Origin of the sequence: Photobacterium pectinilyticum (assembly GCF_024357955.1) — a bacterium.
Classification (GTDB): domain Bacteria; phylum Pseudomonadota; class Gammaproteobacteria; order Enterobacterales; family Vibrionaceae; genus Photobacterium; species Photobacterium pectinilyticum.
In genome coordinates, this window is the sequence record NZ_JANEYT010000080.1 from 1 (window position 1) to 23211 (window position 23211).

Annotated in this window: 19 protein-coding genes; 9 read left to right on the forward strand and 10 right to left on the reverse strand. The window is 50.3% G+C overall.

The window, feature by feature from the left end; all coding sequences use genetic code 11:
* The first annotated feature begins 671 nt into the window (after positions 1-671).
* The 8 genes from arcA to NHN17_RS21615 all read left to right on the forward strand — a co-directional run bounded on the left by arcA (position 672) and on the right by NHN17_RS21615 (position 8354).
* Positions 672-1892 carry an arginine deiminase gene (gene arcA / locus NHN17_RS21580; protein ID WP_255044706.1) on the forward strand — a complete coding sequence of 407 codons (1221 nt, stop codon included), beginning with the start codon at positions 672-674 and terminating at the stop codon, positions 1890-1892.
* Between the two features lie 130 nt (positions 1893-2022).
* On the forward strand, positions 2023-2934 hold the full coding sequence (arcC, locus tag NHN17_RS21585) for a carbamate kinase (protein ID WP_255044707.1): 912 nt from the start codon (positions 2023-2025) through the stop codon (positions 2932-2934).
* Between the two features lie 127 nt (positions 2935-3061).
* Positions 3062-4072: an ornithine carbamoyltransferase gene (locus tag NHN17_RS21590; RefSeq protein WP_255044708.1), complete on the forward strand. Its 1011-nt coding sequence runs from the start codon at positions 3062-3064 to the stop codon at positions 4070-4072.
* Positions 4073-4511: 439 nt separating this feature from the next.
* On the forward strand, positions 4512-5441 hold the full coding sequence (gene pyrB / locus NHN17_RS21595) for an aspartate carbamoyltransferase (protein WP_255044709.1): 930 nt from the start codon (positions 4512-4514) through the stop codon (positions 5439-5441).
* Positions 5442-5456: 15 nt separating this feature from the next.
* Positions 5457-5921: an aspartate carbamoyltransferase regulatory subunit gene (gene pyrI / locus NHN17_RS21600; RefSeq protein ID WP_255044710.1), complete on the forward strand. Its 465-nt coding sequence runs from the start codon at positions 5457-5459 to the stop codon at positions 5919-5921.
* 205 nt (positions 5922-6126) lie between these two features.
* A complete protein-coding gene (locus NHN17_RS21605; protein WP_255044711.1) occupies positions 6127-7077 on the forward strand; it encodes a serine protease family protein in 951 nt (316 codons plus the stop codon).
* A gap of 238 nt (positions 7078-7315) precedes the next feature.
* Positions 7316-7795 (forward strand): arginine repressor, encoded by a 480-nt coding sequence (locus NHN17_RS21610; RefSeq protein WP_255044723.1) that lies wholly within the window; start codon positions 7316-7318, stop codon positions 7793-7795.
* A 172-nt stretch (positions 7796-7967) separates the two neighbouring features.
* The gene (locus tag NHN17_RS21615) at positions 7968-8354 is read left to right on the forward strand and encodes a RidA family protein (RefSeq protein ID WP_255044712.1); all 387 of its coding nucleotides are present in this window, start codon (positions 7968-7970) and stop codon (positions 8352-8354) included.
* Positions 8355-8441: 87 nt separating this feature from the next.
* Here the strand turns inward: NHN17_RS21615 and idi are convergent, their stop codons facing one another.
* The 8 genes from idi to nudF form a co-directional block, all read right to left on the reverse strand.
* Positions 8442-8972 (reverse strand): isopentenyl-diphosphate Delta-isomerase, encoded by a 531-nt coding sequence (gene idi / locus NHN17_RS21620; protein ID WP_255044713.1) that lies wholly within the window; start codon positions 8970-8972, stop codon positions 8442-8444.
* Between the two features lie 132 nt (positions 8973-9104).
* Positions 9105-9827 carry a 1-acylglycerol-3-phosphate O-acyltransferase gene (locus NHN17_RS21625; protein ID WP_255044714.1) on the reverse strand — a complete coding sequence of 241 codons (723 nt, stop codon included), beginning with the start codon at positions 9825-9827 and terminating at the stop codon, positions 9105-9107.
* A gap of 173 nt (positions 9828-10000) precedes the next feature.
* Positions 10001-12262 (reverse strand): DNA topoisomerase IV subunit A, encoded by a 2262-nt coding sequence (gene parC / locus NHN17_RS21630; protein WP_255044715.1) that lies wholly within the window; start codon positions 12260-12262, stop codon positions 10001-10003.
* Positions 12263-12372: 110 nt separating this feature from the next.
* Positions 12373-14256, reverse strand: coding sequence for a DNA topoisomerase IV subunit B (parE, locus tag NHN17_RS21635; RefSeq protein ID WP_255044716.1), 1884 nt, complete (start codon positions 14254-14256; stop codon positions 12373-12375).
* A gap of 154 nt (positions 14257-14410) precedes the next feature.
* Positions 14411-14989, reverse strand: coding sequence for an esterase YqiA (yqiA, locus tag NHN17_RS21640; protein WP_255044717.1), 579 nt, complete (start codon positions 14987-14989; stop codon positions 14411-14413).
* Entirely contained in the window at positions 14990-15814 is an 825-nt protein-coding gene (gene cpdA / locus NHN17_RS21645) for a 3',5'-cyclic-AMP phosphodiesterase (RefSeq protein WP_255044718.1), read from the reverse strand.
* A 30-nt stretch (positions 15815-15844) separates the two neighbouring features.
* Entirely contained in the window at positions 15845-16273 is a 429-nt protein-coding gene (locus NHN17_RS21650; RefSeq protein WP_255044719.1) for a DUF1249 family protein, read from the reverse strand.
* A 26-nt stretch (positions 16274-16299) separates the two neighbouring features.
* Positions 16300-16938 (reverse strand): ADP-ribose diphosphatase, encoded by a 639-nt coding sequence (gene nudF / locus NHN17_RS21655; RefSeq protein WP_255044720.1) that lies wholly within the window; start codon positions 16936-16938, stop codon positions 16300-16302.
* A gap of 278 nt (positions 16939-17216) precedes the next feature.
* Between nudF and tolC the strand changes: the two genes are divergently transcribed.
* Positions 17217-18500 carry an outer membrane channel protein TolC gene (gene tolC / locus NHN17_RS21660; RefSeq protein ID WP_255044721.1) on the forward strand — a complete coding sequence of 428 codons (1284 nt, stop codon included), beginning with the start codon at positions 17217-17219 and terminating at the stop codon, positions 18498-18500.
* A gap of 90 nt (positions 18501-18590) precedes the next feature.
* Here the strand turns inward: tolC and hldE are convergent, their stop codons facing one another.
* Both hldE and glnE read right to left on the reverse strand, forming a co-directional pair.
* On the reverse strand, positions 18591-20021 hold the full coding sequence (gene hldE / locus NHN17_RS21665) for a bifunctional D-glycero-beta-D-manno-heptose-7-phosphate kinase/D-glycero-beta-D-manno-heptose 1-phosphate adenylyltransferase HldE (protein ID WP_255044722.1): 1431 nt from the start codon (positions 20019-20021) through the stop codon (positions 18591-18593).
* Positions 20022-20162: 141 nt separating this feature from the next.
* Positions 20163-23018, reverse strand: coding sequence for a bifunctional [glutamate--ammonia ligase]-adenylyl-L-tyrosine phosphorylase/[glutamate--ammonia-ligase] adenylyltransferase (gene glnE / locus NHN17_RS21670; protein WP_373689585.1), 2856 nt, complete (start codon positions 23016-23018; stop codon positions 20163-20165).
* Positions 23019-23211 lie beyond the last annotated feature (193 nt).

Here is a 23211-nt window from a genome sequence, read left to right on the forward strand (position 1 = left end):
TGGTAACTGATCAGATCGCACAATTTGGACTGAGTTCCCTTCCCTGAGAGATCTACTATTAGGAACAGCTATTTAGCTCGACCGTCACCGAACTTATATTCCACCGCCCTTAAAGCTTTTTAAAGAAAATATAAATAAAAACGACACCTGTTATTTTTAAACTCATGCCAAAAAATCAATCAACGGATAAAAACCACAAATAAACCTGTGTGGATAAATTACAAAAAAGCACTCACATCAAATAAAAAGAAAAATATTTGTTACTAACACAGTAACATTCCAATTATTTTTATATAGACAAACACTTTTAATGCATAAGATTATAGCTTTTACATTACAACAACATGAATATTTCTGAATAAGATTCCACCACCACCACCAAACATGATAAAAAAACAAGCAGATAAGAAAACAACAGCCACTTAAAACCTAATGAAAACACATAAATACCCATGCATGTAATCCAGTGACAACTGCATTAAAAATGCTAACAAATCAAATATATAGCGTTACCATCTTAATAATAAAAGTGTGATAGACCTCTAAGACTCCCCCCCCCTTTGGGGTAAAATGAAACCCAGATACGAAAGCAAAGAAATAAATAACTTCTTACTTTGCAATAAAATAAATACAGCCAAAAAAATTGGCAATAAATAAAGAGAGATACGATCATGAGTAAGTTCTACGTAGGTTCTGAAATAGGTCAATTACGCCGCGTTCTTATCCACCGTCCAGAGCGTGCGCTAACTCACCTAACTCCATCAAACTGTCACGATCTACTATTTGATGATGTATTAGCGGTTGAGCGCGCTGGCCAAGAGCACGACGTATTTGCTAACACACTACGTGAGCAAGGTGTTGAAGTCATGCTTCTTGGTGATTTGCTAGCAGATACGCTAGAAGTGCCAGAAGCAAAAGATTGGCTTCTTCAAACGCAAATCTCTGACTACCGCCTAGGTATTGCATTTGCTAACGATGTACGTTGCTTCCTTGCAGACCTACCAAGCAAAGAGTTATCTTCCATTCTTCTTGGCGGTCTTAGCTATGCTGAGCTACCAATTCAGTCTTCTTCAATGATGCAAGGCATGCACGAACCAACTGACTTCATCATTGAGCCACTACCAAACCACCTATTTACTCGCGACACATCTTGCTGGGTATACGGCGGTGTCTCTATCAACCCAATGGCGAAAGCAGCCCGTCAACGTGAGACAAACCACGTTCGCGCTATCTACCGCTGGCACCCAACCTTCGCAGGCCAGGACTTCATCAAGTACTTCGGCGACGAAGAGAAGATGTACGACAACTCGACTATCGAAGGCGGTGACGTACTGGTTATCGGTAAAGGCGCAGTCCTTATCGGTATGTCTGAGCGCACAACACCACAAGGTGTTGAGCAGCTAGCATCAAGCTTATTCAAGCACGGTGAAGCCAAGCAAGTTATTGCAATGCAACTACCTAAACACCGCTCTTGCATGCACCTAGATACTGTTATGACGCACATGCGTGAAGATACCTTCTCTGTTTACCCAGAAGTTGTACGTAAAGACGTTCAGTGCTGGAGCCTAACTGGCGACGAATCTGGCGCAGTCAAAGTGAAGGAAGAAGGTTACTTCGTGACCGCTATCGAGAAAGCACTAGGCGTAGACAAACTAAACCTAATCACGACTGGCGGCGACAGCTTCGAAGCAGAGCGCGAACAGTGGAACGATGCGAACAACGTACTGACAGTGAAACCAGGTGTGGTTATTGGTTACGAGCGTAACACTTACACCAACGAGAAGTACGACAAGGCTGGTATCACAGTACTGCCTATCCCAGGTGACGAACTAGGCCGCGGCCGTGGTGGTGCTCGCTGCATGAGCTGCCCAATCGAGCGTGACGGTATCTAATACCGAGGCCATTTGCCTAACCTGACAGCCGGTGCTCAGCACCGGCCACCAAACAGCAAGACCTCTCAGAATCCAGGCGAAAAGCCAAATAAAACACAATAACTGAGAGTAAACCAAGAGAGACGATCACATGACTAAGCAAACTGTTGTAGTAGCACTGGGCGGCAATGCCCTGCTTCGCCGCGGCGAGCCACTCGAAGCCGATGTCCAACGCCAGAACATTGCCAAAGCGGCACAAACGATCGCGGAGATTGGCAAGGATTACAACGTTGTTCTCGTGCACGGCAATGGTCCACAGGTTGGCCTGCTAGCGCTACAAGGGCTGGAGTACAAAAAAGTTAACCCATACCCATTGGACGTACTAGGTTCAGAAACCCAAGGCATGATTGGCTACATGCTGATGCAAGAACTGAAAAACCTACTGCCGGAGCAAGATGTCTCCTGCATGCTAACCCAGATGACTGTAGACCCGAACGATCCGGCCTTTGCAGATCCAACCAAGCCTATCGGTCCGGTCTACGAAGAAGCCGAAGCCCGTGAAATGGCGGAAAAATACCACTGGACAGTCAAGCCTGACGGTCAGTACTTCCGTCGCGTGGTACCAAGCCCACTACCAACCGGTATTGTCGAAAGCGATGCAATCACGACCTTGATCAAACAAGAGCACCTCGTGATCTGCACCGGTGGCGGCGGTATCCCGGTCAAAAAAGAAAATGGCAAACTGGTTGGTGTAGAAGCGGTTATCGACAAAGACATGTCTGCGGCATACCTTGCCCAGCAGCTTAATGCCGACGCCCTGCTGATCTTGACCGATGCCAATGCAGTTTACCTGGACTGGGGTAAACCAACCCAGAAAGCACTGCGTAGCACCACCCCACGTGAACTGGCTCAGTATGCCTTTGATGCTGGCTCCATGGGACCAAAAATCGATGCCTCCTGCAAGTTCATCGAAAAAGGCGGCAAGCTGGTTGGGATCGGTGCCCTTGCAGATGGCCTAGCCATCCTAAAAGGTGAAGCTGGCACAAATATTATTGCAGAATAAGAGAATACTTATTCACAAATCATACGTAATGCGTTAAACAATACATAATAACTTCCGGTCGTGGGGCTGATTCATTAAACCCTGCCCCCTCCGGCCAGAGAGATACAGATTCAGAGAGGATAACATCATGGCTTTTAACCTTCGCAACCGTAACTTCCTAAAACTACTAGACTTCACTCCTCGTGAGATTCAACACATGCTAGATCTATCTGCTGAGTTGAAAAAAGCGAAGTACAACGGTTACGAGCAACCTCGCCTAACAGGTAAGAACATCGCGCTAATCTTTGAAAAATCATCAACGCGTACTCGCTGTGCATTCGAAGTAGCGGCATTCGACCAAGGCGCTAAAGTGACTTACTTAGGCCCATCGGGCTCTCAAATCGGTCACAAAGAGTCAATGAAAGATACAGCACGTGTACTAGGTCGTATGTACGATGGTATCGAGTACCGTGGCTTTGGTCAGGAAATCGTTGAAGAACTAGGTGCACACGCAGGCGTTCCTGTATGGAACGGCCTAACAGACGAATTCCACCCAACACAAATCCTAGCTGACTTCCTGACTATGATGGAGCACGGCCGTGGTAAACAACTGCACGAAATCACTTTCGCTTACCTAGGCGATGCTCGTAACAACATGGGTAACTCACTAATGGTTGGCGCTGCGAAAATGGGCATGGACATCCGTCTAGTGGCACCAAAAGCGTTCTGGCCTGAAGAAGCGCTTGTTGCACAATGTCGCGAAATCGCAGAAGAAACTGGCGCAAAAATCACTCTGACTGAAGACGTGCAAGAAGGCGTTCAGGGCTGTGACTTCCTATACACTGACGTATGGGTATCTATGGGTGAAGCGAAAGAAGCGTGGGCTGAGCGTATCAACCTCATGCTACCTTACCAAGTAAACATGGATATGCTTAAAGCAACCGGTAACCCACATGTGAAATTCATGCACTGCCTACCTGCTTTCCACGGTGAAGACACAACCGTGGGTAAAGAGCTAGCTCAAGAATACCCAATGCTGAAAGACGGCGTTGAAGTAACCGACGAAGTGGTTGAATCTAAGCACTCTATCGTCTTCGACGAGGCAGAAAACCGCATGCACACAATCAAAGCAATCATGGTTGCCACGCTAGGTCAGTAATCGACTCTCTTGAGTGTAATTACTCTCAAGCCCATACCGGCCTTCGGGCCGGTATTTTTTTATGCCCCTCCCCTTTATTCGCTTTCTACTTTCGAAAATAAACCCTTACAGAACACAGGGTTAGCTCACCTTTTCTAGCCCGAAAAACACCCACAAAAAGTGCATAAAGTTCCACTAAATGAATAGTTTAGGCAAACGCTTGCGTTCGCTAGAAATGGGGGTATAATCCTTCGCAATTTGTCTAGAGAGAGATAAAAAATGCGCCCGTCTTTTCAGCTAAACCTGATGACCCTACACCGACTTTCGGTGCAGGCGCCGTTTTTTGTTTTTCCTGTTTTTGTAAAAAAAGCCTCCTTTGTTAAGGGGGCTTTTTTTTGCCGGCTGCCCACGCCAGCGGGCACCTGTCGTTCATCATCGTAATTAAAAGGGAAGAGAAGCCATGGCGAATTCGCTGTTTCAAAAGCACATCATCTCCATTCCGGAACTGAGCCGTAGTGAGCTTGAGCTAGTAGTAGAGACTGCCGGTAAATTGAAAGCCGATCCGAACCCTGAACTTCTAAAAAACAAGGTCGTTGCAAGCTGTTTCTTCGAGCCATCTACCCGTACCCGCCTATCTTTTGAAACCGCTATCCAGCGCCTAGGCGGTACCGTGATTGGCTTTGACAACGGCGGTAACACGTCACTGGCGAAGAAAGGTGAAACCCTTGCTGACTCGGTCCAGGTAATCTCCTCATATGTTGACGCTTTCGTTATGCGCCACCCGCAAGAAGGTGCCGCTCGCCTGGCTTCTGAGTTTTCAAACAATGTCCCAGTGATTAATGGTGGTGACGGTGCCAACCAACACCCAACCCAGACCCTGCTGGATCTGTTCACTATCTACGAAACTCAAGGTACGCTGGATAACCTCAATGTCGCTTTCGTCGGTGACCTGAAATACGGGCGTACAGTCCACTCCCTGACCCAAGCACTTGCTAAGTTTAACAACGTGAAATTCTTCTTCATTGCACCTGAGATTCTGGCAATGCCAGATTACATCTGCGAAGAATTGGACGAAGCAGGCATCAGCTATAGCGTACACAGCGCAATGGAAGAAGTCATTCCTGAGCTGGATATCCTGTACATGACCCGCGTCCAGAAAGAGCGCTTCGACGAATCGGAATACGCCCACATGAAAGCGGCTTATATCCTGACTGCACCGATGTTGACCGATGCCCGTAGCAATATGAAAGTACTGCACCCGCTACCACGCATTGACGAAATCACCACTGACGTCGACAAAACAAAACATGCTTACTTCTTCCAGCAAGCAGAAAACGGTGTCTACGCACGTCAAGCCCTACTGGCACTGGTCCTAAACGAAGCAATCTAAGCAGGAGAAAGAACAATGACGAAGGAAACACAACTACAGGTTGAAGCGATAAAGAACGGTACGGTTATCGACCATATTCCTGCAAATATTGGCATCAAAGTGCTAAAACTGTTCAAAATGCACAAGACTAACCAGCGCGTCACTGTAGGCCTTAACCTGCCTTCTTCAGCGCTAGGCGGCAAAGATTTGATTAAGATCGAAAACATCTTTATCAGTGAAGAGCAAGCGAGCCAACTGGCACTGTATGCGCCACAAGCAACGGTCAACCAAATCGAAAACTACGAAGTCGTGAAGAAACTGACCCTTGCGCTACCTGAGCAAATTAATGCGATATTCAAATGCCCAAACTCCAACTGTATCTCGCATGGTGAGCCCGTCGACAGCAGCTTCAAAGTCGTCACCAAAAAAGAAGATATCCAGCTTAAGTGTAAGTATTGCGAAAAAGTGTTTTCACGCGAAATCATGACTGAGAACAACTAAGCAAAGATTGAAAACATCGCTAACCAGCTGAAAAGCTGTCTCATTAGCGACATTTCCTGCCTAAGTAAAAAGAAAGCCTGCTCAACTTTGAGCAGGCTTTTTTATTCTCATTTCCGACCATCCCCCGCTTCTCTCTTACTCACTACCTTTATTATTCCGGCCCCATATGCCGACACGAAAAAACTATAAAAATAAGGCTAGTAAAATGAGAAATATTGCGCACCTAGTAAAAGCAGTCAGGTGCCTGCTTGCCCGCCCCTGTCATATCTGTATTACCGCCGTCACCCTGTCTGGCTGTGTGGCCAGCAATGGTCCGGTCCAGCAAACCTACCAGCATTCAGCCAACGAAATGGTGGTAATCGGGGTTCCGATGCTGCTGGGCGGCTTTGGCTCCGCTGTTCCCATCAATAATGACTATATGATCACTGCCAAGCATGTGGCCCAACTGTCCTGGGATACGGGTGTCATCTACCACCCAGCCTGTGACTTGGCTTTGGTCCCTCGCTCCTCGAATGCCCAACCGACCTGGGGATTAATTTACCCAGATCAGACCGTTATCCACCATGGTCACTCCCTAGTAGGTACCGCTGTTAGCGGTGAAGGTAGATACATTCAGGATGTCGTCGATACCACTACCGACTGCCTCTACTCGCTCAGTGATGCTCCTGTAATGTCGGGCATGAGTGGCGGGCCGGTATTCAATGCCGATGGAGAGATCGCCGGGATCACCGTGGCCATCGTCGACAATCCGGAAGAATTGCAGAATCTGCAACCGGCAATCCGCTACAGCCAATTTGTCCCCTCACCACTGATCTTTGACTGGCTGGACGCTCTGGGTATTGAGGTTCAATCGGCCAGCACCGAGCTCGCTGGAATCAAGGTCTCGGACTACGTCAGCCAGCTCAACCGTCCGAGTACAGAAGACATTCAAGTTGCCAGCAATACCTCAGATACCACCTCGGAGGCTCAAGCAAACAGCTCACAACGCCGCGCTCTTCTACCTGTAACCCAAGACAGTACCTACTCAACAAACAACCTGTCAGGGCTTAACTTCCCCGAAGAAAACGACGGTGTAGCAGCGAACCAGTCCCAGCAGGAAGTCAAGTTAAATCCTCGGACCCTTCTAGATAGTTCGGGATATAATTCCTCATTCTAACCATGTAGATGGCGTTTTGTTTTGGTGATAGGGGTCAATAAATTACGGTTGCATTGTTGATATGATGCCATTGCAAGATTATGCAACCAAGGCATTATATCTTGCCAACCTGCAGCCCATTACTCGCATCGTAAAGAAGCACAGACTTCCCGAACAATAAGCCAATGCGAGGGCTGTCCACGAGATACGATCAAAGACCCTACAGAATAACAAGGAGTTGCCCGTGAGTGGATACAGTATGCACGGAGCGATAGACGCTTTCTGTCAAGAAGAAAGCATGACTTCCGCCTGTAAGCGATTATTGCAGCAACAAAGCTTCTCAACCCAAGATGATATCCGCACACAGCTTATCGATATGGGTTTTGAAGATGTCAGCCAATCTACCGTGTCCCGCCTGTTATCAAGGCTAGGCGTGGCAAAAGTGCCGAATGCCTACGGTAAGAAAGTCTACTGCCTGACAGTGGAAAGCGAGCCGGTACAAGTCGGCTCATCGATTGCTTCCCAGATCGAATTTATCACCCACAACCAGCTCGTCGTAGTGGTAAAAACCCACCCCGGCGGTGCCCAGCTCGTCGCTCGGCTGATCGACATCCAACCGCATGCCGAGATCCTCGGTACTGTGGGGGGGAACGACACCGTGATGATCGCACCGAAAGATATCTCTCGTATTGACGAGTGTGAAAAAGTGGTCAAGGCAAGACTTGGGATCCCAGCCTAAAACCGGTTTTCCCTAGAGCCGACCTGTTACCGACCGCTAGGGATAAAGGCAGCCAAAGTCCAACCGTGCTGCCTTTTCAACCCGCTTACCTGAAACCCTTTGACCTCTTCGTCAATGGGTTGCAAACTAGACCTCTAACGATGACCTAACATAATTAAAGTAAGGACAAGTAATGACTCAAGTACTTCACACAGAGCAGGCTCCAGCTGCAATCGGCCCTTATGTACAGGGTGTTGACCTAGGTAACATGGTTCTGACTTCAGGCCAGATCCCGGTGAACCCTGAAACCGGTGAAGTGTCTGACGATATCGCTGAGCAAGCTCGCCAGTCACTAGAAAACGTTAAGGCGGTTGTTGAGTCATCTGGCCTAAAAGTGGCTGATATCGTAAAAATGACGGTATTTGTGAAAGACCTTAACGACTTCGCTACCGTTAACGAAGTGTACGGCAAGTTCTTTGACGAGCACAATGCCCCTTACCCTGCGCGTTCTTGCGTTGAAGTTGCTCGCCTACCAAAAGATGTGAAGATTGAAATCGAAGCGATTGCTGTTCGTAAATAGTCGCTTTTTGATTTGCTATTTAAGCGTACAAAAAAGCTGCCTGAAGGCAGCTTTTTTGTTTCTATCACAACTTATAGTCCTATAGCGCTAAGCATTCGCCAAAGCCAATACCAGCACCTGCGGGAACCAAGCGGTAAACAAGTGAGGCTCTTGATCTAATGCAGCCAGGAGCTCACTCTGAGCCCACCAGCGATAAGCCAACACTTCTTCTGGATTCGGGTTAATCACGATATCAGAGGCCGGTGCCATCAAGACATGGTCCAGTTCGTGTTCAACTAAATCATTATCCAGTTCAGCACGATAGACAAAGCTTGCCACATCAGACAACGTCCGAATATCGACAATCCCCATCTCTTCTTCAAGCCGGCGGATCCCTGCCTGTGCCATCGACTCGCCCAGGCGTGGGTGTGAGCAGCAAGTATTGGTCCACAACCCGCCACTGTGGTATTTGCCCAATGCACGTTGGTGCATCAGAAACTCACGCTCATTGCCACCGTCCCGGTACAACAAGACCGAAAACGCCAGATGAAGGACACCATCCCGGTGAGCCTGCATTTTTTCCTGAACGCCAAGCTCCCTGCCTTGCGGATCGACCAATATTACCTGTTCTTCAATCATGGTGTTTTCATCTACATACAATACCAACCTAAATTAAGTCTAGATCAAAGACTTATCTTGGTTGGTAAAAACAAAAAGGACACGCACAGGCATGTCCTTCATCAGTCATATTTTGGCTAACAACCTAATCGATTACTTTGTCGAGCGGCGCGTCGCCTCAGCATTTAGCTCATCCAGTTTAGCCGCCATCATATCGCGACACTGGTTCGATAGTGCTCGGACATCTTCTTTTGTCATACCGTCTACCGGTACGGGTGGTAGCATCTCAACGATCACCACACCGTTGTCCCATTTGTTCAGCTTAACATTTTCCGTGCTACTACACACAATCGGCACAACTGGCACACCAGCAGAGATCGCGGCATGGAAGGCGCCAGTTTTGAACGGCAGTAAACCACGACCACGCGAGCGGGTACCTTCAGGGAACATCCAAATAGAGACATTGCGCTGTTTAATTTGCTCAACCACCTGGCCGATTGTACCGACAGCCTTACTGCGGTTAGCTCGGTCAATGAGGATATTACCGGTTAACCAATAAAGCTGACCAAAGAAAGGCATCCACGAGATGCTTTTCTTACCCACGGTCACGGTTCTTGGTTGGATAGCACCAGAGACGGTAAACAAATCATAATTGTTCTGGTGATTCGCTAAATATACGCTTGGAACGGGCTGCTCGCCATCAGGGTAACGAAATTCCAGCTTAATACCGAAGATACGGGCCATCTTGCAGAAATGGCGACCGACAATATAAACATTCTTAGGGTTACGCGGGCTTAGCAGACAATAGCCACAACCGAATACAAACATGACAACAGTAAACACTACTACAGCAATCATGCGCAATACAAATAACATCAGACTCTCCTCAGCGTACAAGCGTTCGCTAGTATACTTAGGCTGCGGGAAAAAACACCTTTTATGTTCAGAAATTAGACCACATCCTACCTCTTTCTGCTCCGAACTACTGGAAAAGGCCCAACAAAAAGCCCTCCGTCTGGAGGGCTTGAATCATGGCTCATCCACCTAACTTATTCTTCCGATGTTTGCGGTGAATCTATTTCAAAGCGAGTCACACGCTGCAGGCCACGTGGCAACATGCTACCCCGTCGGCCGCGCTCACCACGGAAGTTATCCAGATCAGCAGGCTTGAGCCCCAGCTTGCGCTTGCCAGCATATAGTGTCAGGTGACTGCCTTTCGGTAGCACAACTAATTGTGACAAAAACTCTTCCCGCGACTTCGAGCGGGCCGCTGGAATATTGATGATCTTATTGCCTTTCCCCTTGCCCAGCTGAGGCAACTCTTTGATCGGGAACAACAGCATCCGGCCTTCGTTGGTAATGGCGAGGATCTCGTCATTGTCCAAGTCCGCAATACACTGCGGCGGTACCACCTCGGCATTTTCAGGAACCGTCAGCAACGCTTTACCGTTCTTGTTCTTCGACACCATGTCACTGCATTTACAGATGAAGCCGTATCCTGCATCCGACCCCATCAACCATAGCTGATCATCATCAGACATCATGACCTGACGGATATGGCTCCCCGGTGTCAGGTTCAAACGACCAGTGACCGGTTCACCTTGGCTACGGGCTGATGGTAGGCTATGGGACTCAAGCGCATAGCTGCGACCATCCGACCCAAGGAAAACGGCAGGTTGATTGCTCTTGCCACGGGTATGGGCGAGATAGCCATCTCCCGATTTGTAGCTTAAGGAAGTAGGGTCAACCTCATGCCCCTTGGCATGGCGAACCCAACCTTTTTCAGACAACACAACCGTGATAGCTTCAGACGGGATCAGCTCACGCTCGGTCAGCGCCTTAGCTTCTTCTCGCTCAACCAATGGCGAGCGGCGGTCATCGCCATACTTCTCGGCATCGGCCAAGATTTCTTTTTTGATCAAGGTGTTTAAACGACGCTCTGAGCCCAGTAGCTTCTCAAGGTGATCACGCTCTTTCGATAGCTCATCCTGTTCACCACGGATCTTAATTTCTTCCAGTTTGGCCAACTGGCGAAGCTTGATTTCTAAGATCGCATCAGCTTGGATGGCTGACAGGTCGAAACGAGACATCAACTCGGCTTTCGGATCATCCTCGGTACGGATGATTTCAATAACCTCATCAATATTAAGGTAAGCCGCCAACAAACCCTCAAGGATATGTAAACGGGCATTCACCTTATCCAAACGATGCTGCAAGCGACGGCGCACCGTGGTACGGCGGAATTCGATCCACTCAGAAACGATCTGCACCAGCCCCTTAACCTGCGGACGACCATCAAGGCCTAGCATGTTGAGGTTAACACGGAAACTCTTTTCCAAATCGGTAGAGGCAAACAGGTGATTCATCAACTGCTCGCTATCGACCCGATTTGAACGTGGCACAATCACAATACGGGTCGGGTTTTCATGATCCGACTCATCACGCAAGTCTTCAACCATCGGTAGTTTCTTGGCGCGCATCTGGCTGGCGATCTGCTCCAATAGCTTCGAGCCCGACACTTGGTGTGGCAAAGCGGTGATCACGATATCTCCGCTTTCCTTGTGCCATACCGCACGCATTCTGATACTACCGCGGCCAGTGCGGTAGACCTTTTTAAGATCGGTTTTCGAGGTGATGATTTCGGCTTCAGTTGGGTAATCCGGCCCTTGGACAAACTCCATGACCTCGTCAAGTTCCGCTTTCGGATTCTCAATCAGGTGTACAGCGGCATTGGCCACCTCACGGGTATTGTGCGGCGGGATATCCGTTGCCATCCCCACGGCAATACCGGTTACGCCATTGAGCAAGATATGCGGCAGGCGGGCAGGCAGCATCTTCGGCTCTTTCATCGTGCCGTCAAAGTTCAAGCCCCAGTCAACCGTGCCTTGGCCCAGCTCAGCAAGCAAGACTTCAGAAAAGCGCGACAGGCGAGATTCGGTATAACGCATCGCGGCGAAGGATTTCGGATCGTCCGGAGCACCCCAGTTACCCTGGCCGTCCACCAGCGGGTAGCGGTAGGAGAAAGGCTGCGCCATCAAGACCATGGCTTCATAACATGCCGAGTCACCGTGCGGGTGGTACTTACCCAGTACATCACCGACAGTACGTGCCGACTTCTTATATTTCGCGGTTGCCGATAAGCCCAGCTCGGACATCGCATAGATAATGCGACGCTGAACAGGCTTGAGGCCATCACCGATGAACGGCAAGGCACGATCCATGATCACGTACATGGAGTAATTGAGGTAGGCATCTTCGGTAAACTTCCGTAGCGGAAGCTGTTCTACGCCATCCATTGAGACATCAGTCATCGTTGGGTATTCCGTTTATATTTCTAGTCCGGGCGCATTGCATCCTCGGGCTATCAAATCATCAGGCAAGGCCCGCCACTATACAAGACAGTACTGGCAGGCCCGGTCAATCACACTTCGGCCATATCGCCTTTGCTCTGCAGCCAGTGGCGGCGGTCTTCCGCACGCTTCTTACCCAGCAACATATCCATCATCTCGTTGGTCTGCTCATCATCATCGATAGTCAGCTGAACCAGGCGGCGAGTATTCGGATCCATGGTGGTTTCGCGCAGCTGAAGCGGATTCATCTCACCCAGTCCTTTAAAGCGCTGGACGTTGACCTTACCACGCTTGTTGCTAAGGCGATCGAGGATCCCGTCTTTCTCGGCATCATCCAAGGCGTAATACACTTCCTTGCCAAGATCAATCCGGTACAGTGGCGGCATGGCGATATACACATGGCCAGCACGAACCAGAGACTCGAAGTGACGGACAAACAGAGCGCACAGCAAGGTTGCAATGTGCAAACCATCCGAGTCGGCATCAGCAAGAACGCAAATCTTACCGTAGCGCAAGCCACTAAGATCATCACTGTCCGGGTCGATACCCAATGCCACAGAAATATCATGCACTTCCTGCGAGGCCAGCACCTGATCGGCAGAGACTTCCCAGGTGTTCAAAATCTTACCGCGCAGCGGCATAATAGCCTGGAATACACGGTCACGGGCCTGCTTGGCCGAGCCGCCTGCCGAGTCACCCTCGACCAAGAACAGTTCAGTTCGGGACAAATCCTGCTGCGAACAGTCTGCCAGCTTACCCGGCAATGCTGGACCAGAAGCGACCTTCTTACGTACCACCTTCTTGCTGGCGCGCATCCGGCGATGGGCATTGGCAATACACACCTCTGCCAACTGCTCGGCAAGTTGCGGACGCTCGTTCAACCACAGGCTGAAGGCATCTTTTACCACACCAGAGACAAATGCCGCACACTGGCGCGATGATAAGCGCTCTTTAGTCTGGCCGGCAAATTGTGGATCCTGCATTTTCACCGACAACACATAGGCACAGCGGTCCCAAATGTCATCTGCTGTCAACTTCACGCCACGAGGCAACAAGTTGCGGAACTCACAGAATTCACGCATGGCATCAAGCAGCCCCTGACGCAGGCCGTTAACATGGGTACCACCTTGAGCCGTTGGAATAAGGTTAACGTAACTTTCGGTGATCAACTCACCGCCTTCCGGCAGCCATAGCAACGCCCAATCAGCCGCTTCAGTCTGGCCGCTGAAGACACCGGTAAACGGCTCTTCCGGCAGCAGGGTATAACCCTTGACACCTTCAGCCAAGTAGTCCTTCAATCCGTCTTCGTAACACCAACGGATGGTTTCATCATTGGTTTTGTCGGTAAAGACAATTTCCAGTCCCGGGCAAAGCACCGCTTTGGCCTTGAGGTTGCTTTTCAGGCGAGAGACAGAGAACTTCGGGCTGTCAAAATACTTAGGATTTGGCCAGAAATGGACACTGGTTCCTTTGGCACGGCGACCGCAAGTTCCAATCACTTCCAGTTCACTGACCTTATCACCGTTTTCAAACGCGATCTGGTAGAGCTGGCCGTCACGTTTCACCGTGACTTCTACCCGGTTAGACAGGGCGTTGACTACCGAGATCCCAACCCCGTGCAAACCACCAGAGAACTGGTAGTTTTTGCCTGAGAATTTACCACCGGCGTGAAGCTTGCATAGGATCAGCTCGACCCCAGAAACCCCTTCCTCAGGGTGGATATCTACTGGCATCCCCCGTCCGTCATCAATCACTTCCAGCGACTGATCCGCATGAAGAATGACCTCTACCTTGCGGGCATGGCCAGCCAAGGCTTCATCGACACTGTTATCGATGACTTCCTGGCCAAGGTGGTTTGGCCGTACCGTGTCGGTATACATCCCCGGACGGCGGCGTACTGGCTCAAGGCCATTTAGAACCTCTATGGCTCCAGCGTTATAGCTTTGATCTGTCATAATTACGGAAAGTTACGGAATAATTTTTGGCCACAATAGTCAGTAACCCCAGCTCGGTTGTCAAGCTGGGGTCGAAAATGGGGCCCACAAATGTGAGTCGAATTTGATCCAAGTCGGGACAAATACCTCTCAAGCAACAAGTGCTCGGAAGGTATTACAATCCCAAGAATTGAATGATTTTTTCAGGATAACGATCAAATCCGACAAAACTATGATCCCCTTCGGGCTCAACGGTTTGCCGGCAGGACGAGTATCTCTCGACAGCCTGGCGGTAATCCAGTACTTCGTCACCTTCTTGTTGCAGCAGCCACAGCTGCTCGGGACGGCTAGGTTGGGCCACATTCATCTGGCGCAGTTCATCCATATGTTTGGGCTCAAGGAAATAACGTTCACCGGTGTAAGGGTTTTCTTGCTCACCCAAATAGTCCTGCAGCAGCTCATAGGGCTTAACCGCGGGGTTAACCAAGACTGCAGGTAACTGATAACGGTCATTGAGCCATGTAGAGATGTAGCCTCCCAGCGAACTGCCAACCAACGCTATCTGGTATTCATGACGCAATGATTGCACCAGCTCATCAATAAACGTCGCCGCCTCCAAAGGATAGCAAGGCATTTGCGGGATTTCGACTCGAATATCCGGTCGCTCACGCTGGCAGTATTCCGCCATCAGGGTTGCCTTGAGAGATTTCGGAGAGCTATTAAAGCCATGGATATACAGTAGCAGCGGCTTCATCTAGTAACCTGCAGATTCAAAGTTTGGTGTAAAGTCATGGCCTTCCAGACGACAGACTTGGGTGTCGAGCTGCCCATTGCTATGCAAAACAAGGTAGCGCCAACCCGGGCTTTTCTGGTCCAAGGCAAAGTCATGGGAGTCAGGCTGAAACTGTATGCAAGTAGATGGTGTCGCGAGCACCCTTACCCCTTGCTGAATCCGATCCAGTTCTTGGTGAATATGGCCACACAAAATTGCCTTCACCTGCGGATAGCGCCCAATCACCTGCCAGAACGGTTCACTGTCATGCAGTTGGTGCTGATCCAGCCAAGAACTTCCGGCTGGTAGTGGGTGATGGTGCAACAGGACCAGCGCATGGCGATCTGGCTGGGCTGATAATGCCTGCTCCAGCATCTCAAGCTGAGCTTGGCTCAGCTCACCATGGGGGACCCCCTTGACCTGACTGTCAAGCAGGATCACCTGCCAATACTCACCAGCCAACACTTGATGGCAAGACTTGATTTGCGCTGAAGGCAAAACGGCTTGCATGCTCGGCTGGTAGTCATGATTACCCGGCAACCAGAAACATGGCTGCGACCAACGAGCAATACCATCGCAAAAGCGCTGGTAGGAATGTTCCGTATGATCTTGTGAAATATCGCCCGTCGCCACTATGGCATCAAAAGGACGCGCAGCAGCATCTACCGCGTCCAAAACGGCATGAAAGCTGTCTTTCGTCGCGACACCCAACAAACTGCCGCCATCGTCGGCAAAAAGGTGGGTATCGGTAATTTGCAGGAGAACCACACTATCGCGGTTCGTCTGTGGCAGAGTAAAAGTCTGCAAAACGTCAAAAACCTTGTCTATCTGATTCTGTTAACAAACCGACTGTTTGCTGATCCCATTTCTTAGGCAGTATGCCAACCAGTCTCCCAAAAAACGGTTAACCTGATGCTTCTCATCTTTCTGATGCATCCGCATATTGGGGTAATCATACCTTGGCTTCAGACGTGAAGTCTGCTGAGCTGAACACACTTCTGCGACCCTGGCATCGTGGTATAACCTGATCGTCATTTTCGGGATCAGGTAATCCGGCAGCGATTTTTCTGCTTCTAGCAGCAGCTCAACTACCGTGGTGTAGCGGGTCGACTCAATAATGGTCAGATGATATTCCTGTTCCGAAACACAATAAATGCAATGGTCGCCAACCTGATCGCTTTTTGGCAGCAATGGGAGCAACTTCGCATAGTTGGTTTCGTAGAGTCGCATGATACCAGCAAAATCAACAGTGTACCTTCTATTCAATCGGTATCCTCAGTGGTCTTGGTCGTCTAAGGAGCAGCTTGCAATCGAGTGTAGTTCAATTGCAACCATTGCAGGGCAATGATCGAGGCTGCATTCTCAATTTTACCAGATTCTACCCAACGGTAGGCATCTTCTCGAGAGACCACGTGCACTTTGATGTCTTCACCCTCCTCTGCCAGGCCGTGAATACCGCCGGCAAGGGTACTGTCAACCTCACCAACGAAGATATCCAACGTTTCGGAACAACCGCCGGAGCTTGACAGATAACGGGTAATTTTATGCAACGGTCCAACATCAAGACCGGCTTCTTCTACAGCTTCTCGGCGCACGACCTCTGTGGGTTGCTCGCCGGGTTCAATAATACCAGCCACAATTTCCAGCTGCCAAGGAGAACAGCCCTCGGCGGCCAACGCGCCGACTCGGAATTGCTCAACCAACACCACCTGATCGGTCGCGGGATCATACGGCAACATGGCAGCAGCATGGCCGCGCTCGAACAATTCACGGTCCATCGGCTCACTCCAGCCGCCGGCAAATAAGCGATGGCGAAAACGGTACTTCACCATGCTGAAAAAACCTTTGAACAATGACTCCTGGGCGATGACATCGACATCACTGGCAGAAAACTGTGCTGGGCCACTGTTCTTATTTGTTGTTTTTGCCATGTTTTTGTCCCTCTGGCCCTTGTGAATACGGCTTCCGGCCGACGAAAACGTATATGATTCCATCCCCACCAAAGAACGGCAATGATTTAATTCAACATTTATGACAATAATTATGATTTTTTTTAAGTCATTTTTGCCTATGAACCGATTAGAATCACAATTAATCCAGTAAAATATCGTAAAATAAAGTAAATTGTTCAAAGATCAGTTTCTCGCAAGGAAACATAGGTTAAACTGGAGCCTTGCTCTTATTTTTGTCAGGACCAGGATAGGCATACATGAAAAAATTGCTTCCGCTTATTGTTAGCTTTGCGCTTGGCGGTCTTAGCCATACTGCACTGGCTGATGATCTCGCCGAAATCTACCAACAAGCAAAACAAAATGACCCTCAGCTGCTACGTGCGGCTGCCGATAAAGATACTGCGTTCGAAGCGATTAACTCAACCCGAAGCGCACTGCTACCACAAATCAACCTAACAGCTGGCTATAACGTCTCCCGTATGGATGGCGATGCGGACGGTTTCAACGGCGGTCTATCCCTAGACCAGTCGGTCTACAACCGCGCCAGCTGGATAAACCTAGATATCAGCGAGAAGGTTGCCCGCCAGAGCGATGCATTTTACGCAACCTCTCAGCAAGGCTTGATCCTGCGTGTCTCTGACGCCTACTTTGCCGTGCTTCGCGCAATGGACGACCTAGAATTCGTCCGTGCGGAGAAAGCCGCTGTTGGCCGCCAGCTAGAGCAAACCAAACAACGTTTCGAAGTCGGCCTATCGGCTATTACCGATGTACACGATGCCCAAGCTCAGTACGATAGCGTACTGGCTGATGAGATATTGGCAGAAAATGCCCTGACTAACAGCTACGAAGGCCTACGTGAGATCACCGGTCAAGAGCACACTAATCTGAGCATTCTGGACACCCGTCGCTTTAGTGCCAGTGCACCAAAGTCTCACGTGGAAAGCCTGCTTAAAGATGCCGAGACAGAAAACCTTAGCCTGTTGACCTCTCGCATTTCACAAGATATCGCCCGTGATGAAATCACCCTGGCAGAATCTGGCCATTTGCCAACTCTGTCTTTCAATGCTGGCTATAGCTACGATGACAAAGTTTCAGGAGCAGATGACGGTACGCTGACAGCCGGTATCAACTTGGCGCTACCTGTCTACACCGGTGGCCGCGTGACCTCTGAAGTGAAGCAGGCCCAGTTCAGTTATGTCGCTGCCAGTGAAGATCTGGAAGGTTCTTACCGCAGTGTTGTTCGAGACGTTCGCGCCTTCTACAACAACATCAATGCCTCAATCGGTGCTCTTCGCGCTTACCAGCAGTCAGTTGTGTCTGCTCAGTCAGCACTTGAAGCGACCGAAGCCGGTTTCGATGTCGGTACCCGTACGATTGTTGATGTACTGGACGCAACCCGCCGCCTATATGATGCAAATCGCCAGTTAGCCAATGCTCGCTATGATTACATCATCAGCCAGCTTCAGCTAAAGCAAGCTGTGGGCTCACTGACCGAACAGGATGTCGTGGACGTAAACGCCGGCCTAGTGAAAGCGAAATAATCGCAGCCTAGCATCAGACATATTGTCATAAAAAAAGCGCTATCAACAATGATGGCGCTTTTTTATTGACTTGATAAAGCCTTAAGGCGACTAGCCTCGGCCTCCTTTGATGGCTTCGATAATTTCAGTTGTCGAGCAACCGTCTTCGAAGTTCAACACCAGTACTTGGCCACCAGCCGCAATCACTTCTTGACCACCGGCAATCTCTTCCGGCTTGTAATCGCCCCCTTTCACCAGCAAGGTTGGCAAAATTTCACTGATCAAACGCTGTGGGGTTTCTTCACTAAATGGTACCACCCAGTCAACCGCGCCCAAGCCCGCCAATACCGCCATACGACGATCTTCCGGGTTAACCGGACGGCCTGGACCTTTGAGTGCCTGTACCGAGCTGTCAGAATTCACGGCCACAATCAGGCGGTCACCCAATTTCGCTGCCTCATTCAAGTACGCCACATGACCGGCGTGCAAAATATCGAAACAACCATTGGTCATCACCACTTTCTCGCCACGCGCACGGGCTGTTTTCACCGCCTGCTTGAGCTGGGCTTCGCTGATCACACCAAACCCGCTGTCCTGGCTACCATGGATCGCTTCGGTCAGTTCAATGGTCGATAGGGTCGAGGTCCCCAGCTTGCCAACCACAACACCTGCAGCGGCATTGGCCAGCTTGCATGAATCCGACAGCGACTTTCCCGCAGCCAGCGATGCTGCCAGTACCGAAATAACCGTATCACCGGCACCAGTCACGTCATACACTTCTTTGGCCTGCGTCGGCATGTGTAGCGGCTCTTGGCCTTTTTGCAGCAACGTCATGCCATGCTCACTGCGTGTCACCAACAATGCATCGAACTCATAGCGTTCAATCAGTGCTAGGCCTTTTTCGACCAAATCTTGTTCCGACTGGGTTTTACCCGCCACCGTTTCAAACTCGGACAGATTAGGAGTCAGTAGGGTTGCGCCACGGTAGCGTTCAAAGTCAGCCCCTTTCGGGTCAACCATCACCGAAATACCGGACTTGCGTGCCAGCTGGATCATTGCCTGCACATGCTCAAGGGCGCCCTTGGCATAATCAGACAGTACCACAACCTTGCTTGAAGACAGGGCTTGCTCCATACGCGGCAAAATCATATCCGCCGGCACGTTGTGGAAACCTTCTTCGAAGTCCAGACGGATCATCTGCTGGCCGCGGCTCATGACGCGCAGCTTGGTGATGGTCGGATAATCAGGCAACGTCACGAAATCACAACGCACATCCAGTGACGACAGTTTTTCAGACAGCGCACGGGCTGGCTCATCAATACCCGTCAAGCCAACCAACCGGGCGTGACCGCCCAGTGCTGCAATATTCATCGCCACGTTCGCGGCGCCACCCGGACGCTCCTCAACCTGATCAACTTTCACTACAGGAACGGGGGCTTCAGGGGAAATGCGGCCTGTCGGCCCATACCAGTAGCGATCCAGCATGACATCACCCACGACCAGCACGCCTGCTTGATCATAATCAGGAAGAGTCAGTTTCATTTTTTTCTCCGGGATTGTGTTAACCCCCAAATATTAACACAAAGCCAAATTAGCATGCATCTGCTCAGGGGATTTCAACGGTAATTCAATCACAAAGAGCGAGGCGATGCCCCGCTCCTACTTATTTCTGCGTAATCTTAATTAAGCACCTGGCTCCAGTAATGCCTGCCAGATCTGCTGCACCGCTTGGCGTTCAGCCAAAAACCTGCCATCTTCCACGTAGGCAGGTAAGCCAAGCAGACTCAAACGATGAATTTCATCGCGCATCACACAGTAAGCGTGCTTGAGCTGCATAGCTTGCTCCGGCGCCAATATTTCATAGTCCGCCATGGTCTCGAACAAACGAACATTATCAGACCAACGGATCAAGGCCTTTTCCTCTGCCGCATGCAATAGCACCAAATACTGGGCCAGAAACTCGATGTCGGTGATCCCACCTTTATCCTGTTTAAGGCCGAACATACCCGCCTTTTTGCTACCTAGATGTTCTCGCATCTTATGGCGCATTGCGACCACTTCCTTACGCAATGGAGCGGCCTCACGAGGAGACATCAAAATCGCTTGCCTCACCGCAGCAAATGCCTGTTGAAGCGGCGTATCACCATAAATCATTCTGGCCCTAACTAAGGCCTGGTGCTCCCAGGTCCATGCTTCTTCCTGCTGATAGTCAGCAAACGCTTCCATCGTGCTCACCAATAAACCTGATGCACCAGATGGGCGCAGGCGGACATCGACTTCATACAGTACGCCCGAAGCCGTGCGGGTAGAGAACAGATGAACAATCCGCTGAGTCAAGCGCAGATAAAACTGACGGCCATCGATTTCTTTGCGACCATTGGTATAGACGTTATCCGGACAGTCATGCAAAAACACCAGATCCAAATCCGAGCCATAACCCAGCTCCCAGCCACCAACCTTGCCATAGCCCAATACCGCAAACCCGCGGCCGCTTCTCTCGAGCAGATGGGTCGGCTCGCCGTATTTTTCTGCCATTTGCAACCAAGCCTGATTAACCACGGCCGCGACAATCGCCTCGGATAGGTAGGTAAGATGATCGCTCACCTTCATCAGCGGCAACGCCCCGGCAATATCCGCGGCCGCAATGCGCAGCAGTTGGGTCTGCTTGAACTGGCGGATCGCCTCCATCTGCTGCTCCATATCCTCTTCCGGGATCCGGGCAAGGAACTCACGCAACTCATCACCATAATTCTCCAACGGCGTCGGGTTATACAGATGCTGGGGATCAAGTAACTCATCGAGCAAGATAGGATACTGGGCCAGCTGGGTAGCTACCATCGGGCTGGCGGCACACAAGCGCACCAACTGCTCAAGGGCCGCAGGGTGCTCACTGAGCAGTTCGAGGTAAGTCGTTCGGGTTGCTATTCGGACTATCAGCTTACACACCCGCTCGAGCACAGCTGGGGCGTCTTCGCGGGTGACAATCAACATCAAAACCGTCGGCATTAATTTGGCCAGGACCTCGCGTCCCCTGGGCCCGAGGGTGCGCTTGGAGAGCTCAGATTTCATATTGCTCAAAATAGCAAACTGCCTGTCAGCCTCAGACGCATTGAGCTCGCCAAGGATCGCAGTCACGACGTCGGCGTCTTTGATCATTGCCCACATTTCATGAAAATGGGCTGTAGCCTCGCTTTGTTGCTCTTCCTCATCGGCACCGATAATGTCATCGAACACCTCATGGATTGCAGCCATACGCTGGCTCACAGCCTGCTCCAGCCCGAACCAATCCTCAAACCCCATCGCTAAAGCCAACCGATATTGATTCAACGGCTTGTCCGGTAAGGTCTGGGTCTGCATATCGTCGATTGCCTGCAGCAAATTTTCTAGTCGGCGCAAAAAAGCATAGCCCTGATCCAAATCATCAACCTGCTTCTCAGGCAGTAGACCCTGCGTTCTGATCGCCTGAAGAGTTTCGCGCAAGCCACGACCACGCAACTCAGGTGTTCGGCCTCCACGGATCAACTGAAACGACTGGGCAATAAACTCCACTTCGCGGATCCCACCCGGTCCAAGCTTGATATTGTTGGTCAAGCCTCGACGACGAACCTCACTGCTGATCATCGCCTTCATACGTCGCAGTGACTGAATAGCACTGAAGTCGATATAGCGGCGGAACACAAATGGCCGCAACATCTGACGCAGCTCCTGATACTGAGAAAAACTTTCTTTGCCCATCACCCGGGCCTTGATCATGGCATAGCGCTCCCAGTCACGGCCCTGCTCCTGGTAGTAATCTTCCAGTGCCGCATAGCTCATCACCAAGGGGCCACTGTCACCAAAAGGACGCAACCGCATATCGACCCGATAACAGAAACCATCATACGTTTGTTGGTCGAGCGCCTTGATCAAGCGCTGTCCCAAGCGGGTAAAGAACTGAGCGTTGGCTAGACTTCGTCGCCCCCCCTGGGTCTCACCATTTTCCGGGTAGGTGAAGATCAAATCGATATCGGACGAAAAGTTCAGTTCACCGCCTCCGAGCTTACCCATCCCGAGGATCAGCATCGGCTGCGCTTCGCCACTACTGTTCATCGGTGTACCCCAGTCACGACAACACAGGGCGTAAAGCCAGTTGTAAGTTTCCATGATCATCGCCTCTGCCAACATCGATAAATGGCTAAGGCTCAGATCCAAGCTATTGCGGCCAATGAAGTCACGCCATGCTATCCAGACCATTTCGCGGTGACGGAACTGACGCAAAACCCGCATCATGCCCGCTTCATCACTCACCGTTGCCAACTGTTGAGCAAGATCGCTCCGGTAATCTTCTGCCCGAGCTAGATCATCCAAGTGCTGAGCCAGCCAAGGTAACAAGGTGGCATCGCGAACAACCGAGGCGGTAACAAAGTCACTGTAAGCCAAGACTTGCTTAAGCTCATCGAGCTTACTCTTCGGCCAGTCTGCTATTGCATCAGGCTGGGCACTATTTACCTTGTCCCACGCCTTTTCCATCGCCGTTTGGAAGTGATCCTGCACAGTCATAGGGGTTCCTTTTCAAATACCTGTCGTCTTATCTGACCAGCAAATGACAGCGAACAAAGCCTTACTGCCAAGCTGGATATTAACTGTCCTTACGATAGCACAACGCCCACCATAGGCGTAATGCCGATCGTTTAAGCTAACTTGAACGATCCTGCAGTTAGGCGATAATCCCAACTAGTTGATTTCTAGTTGG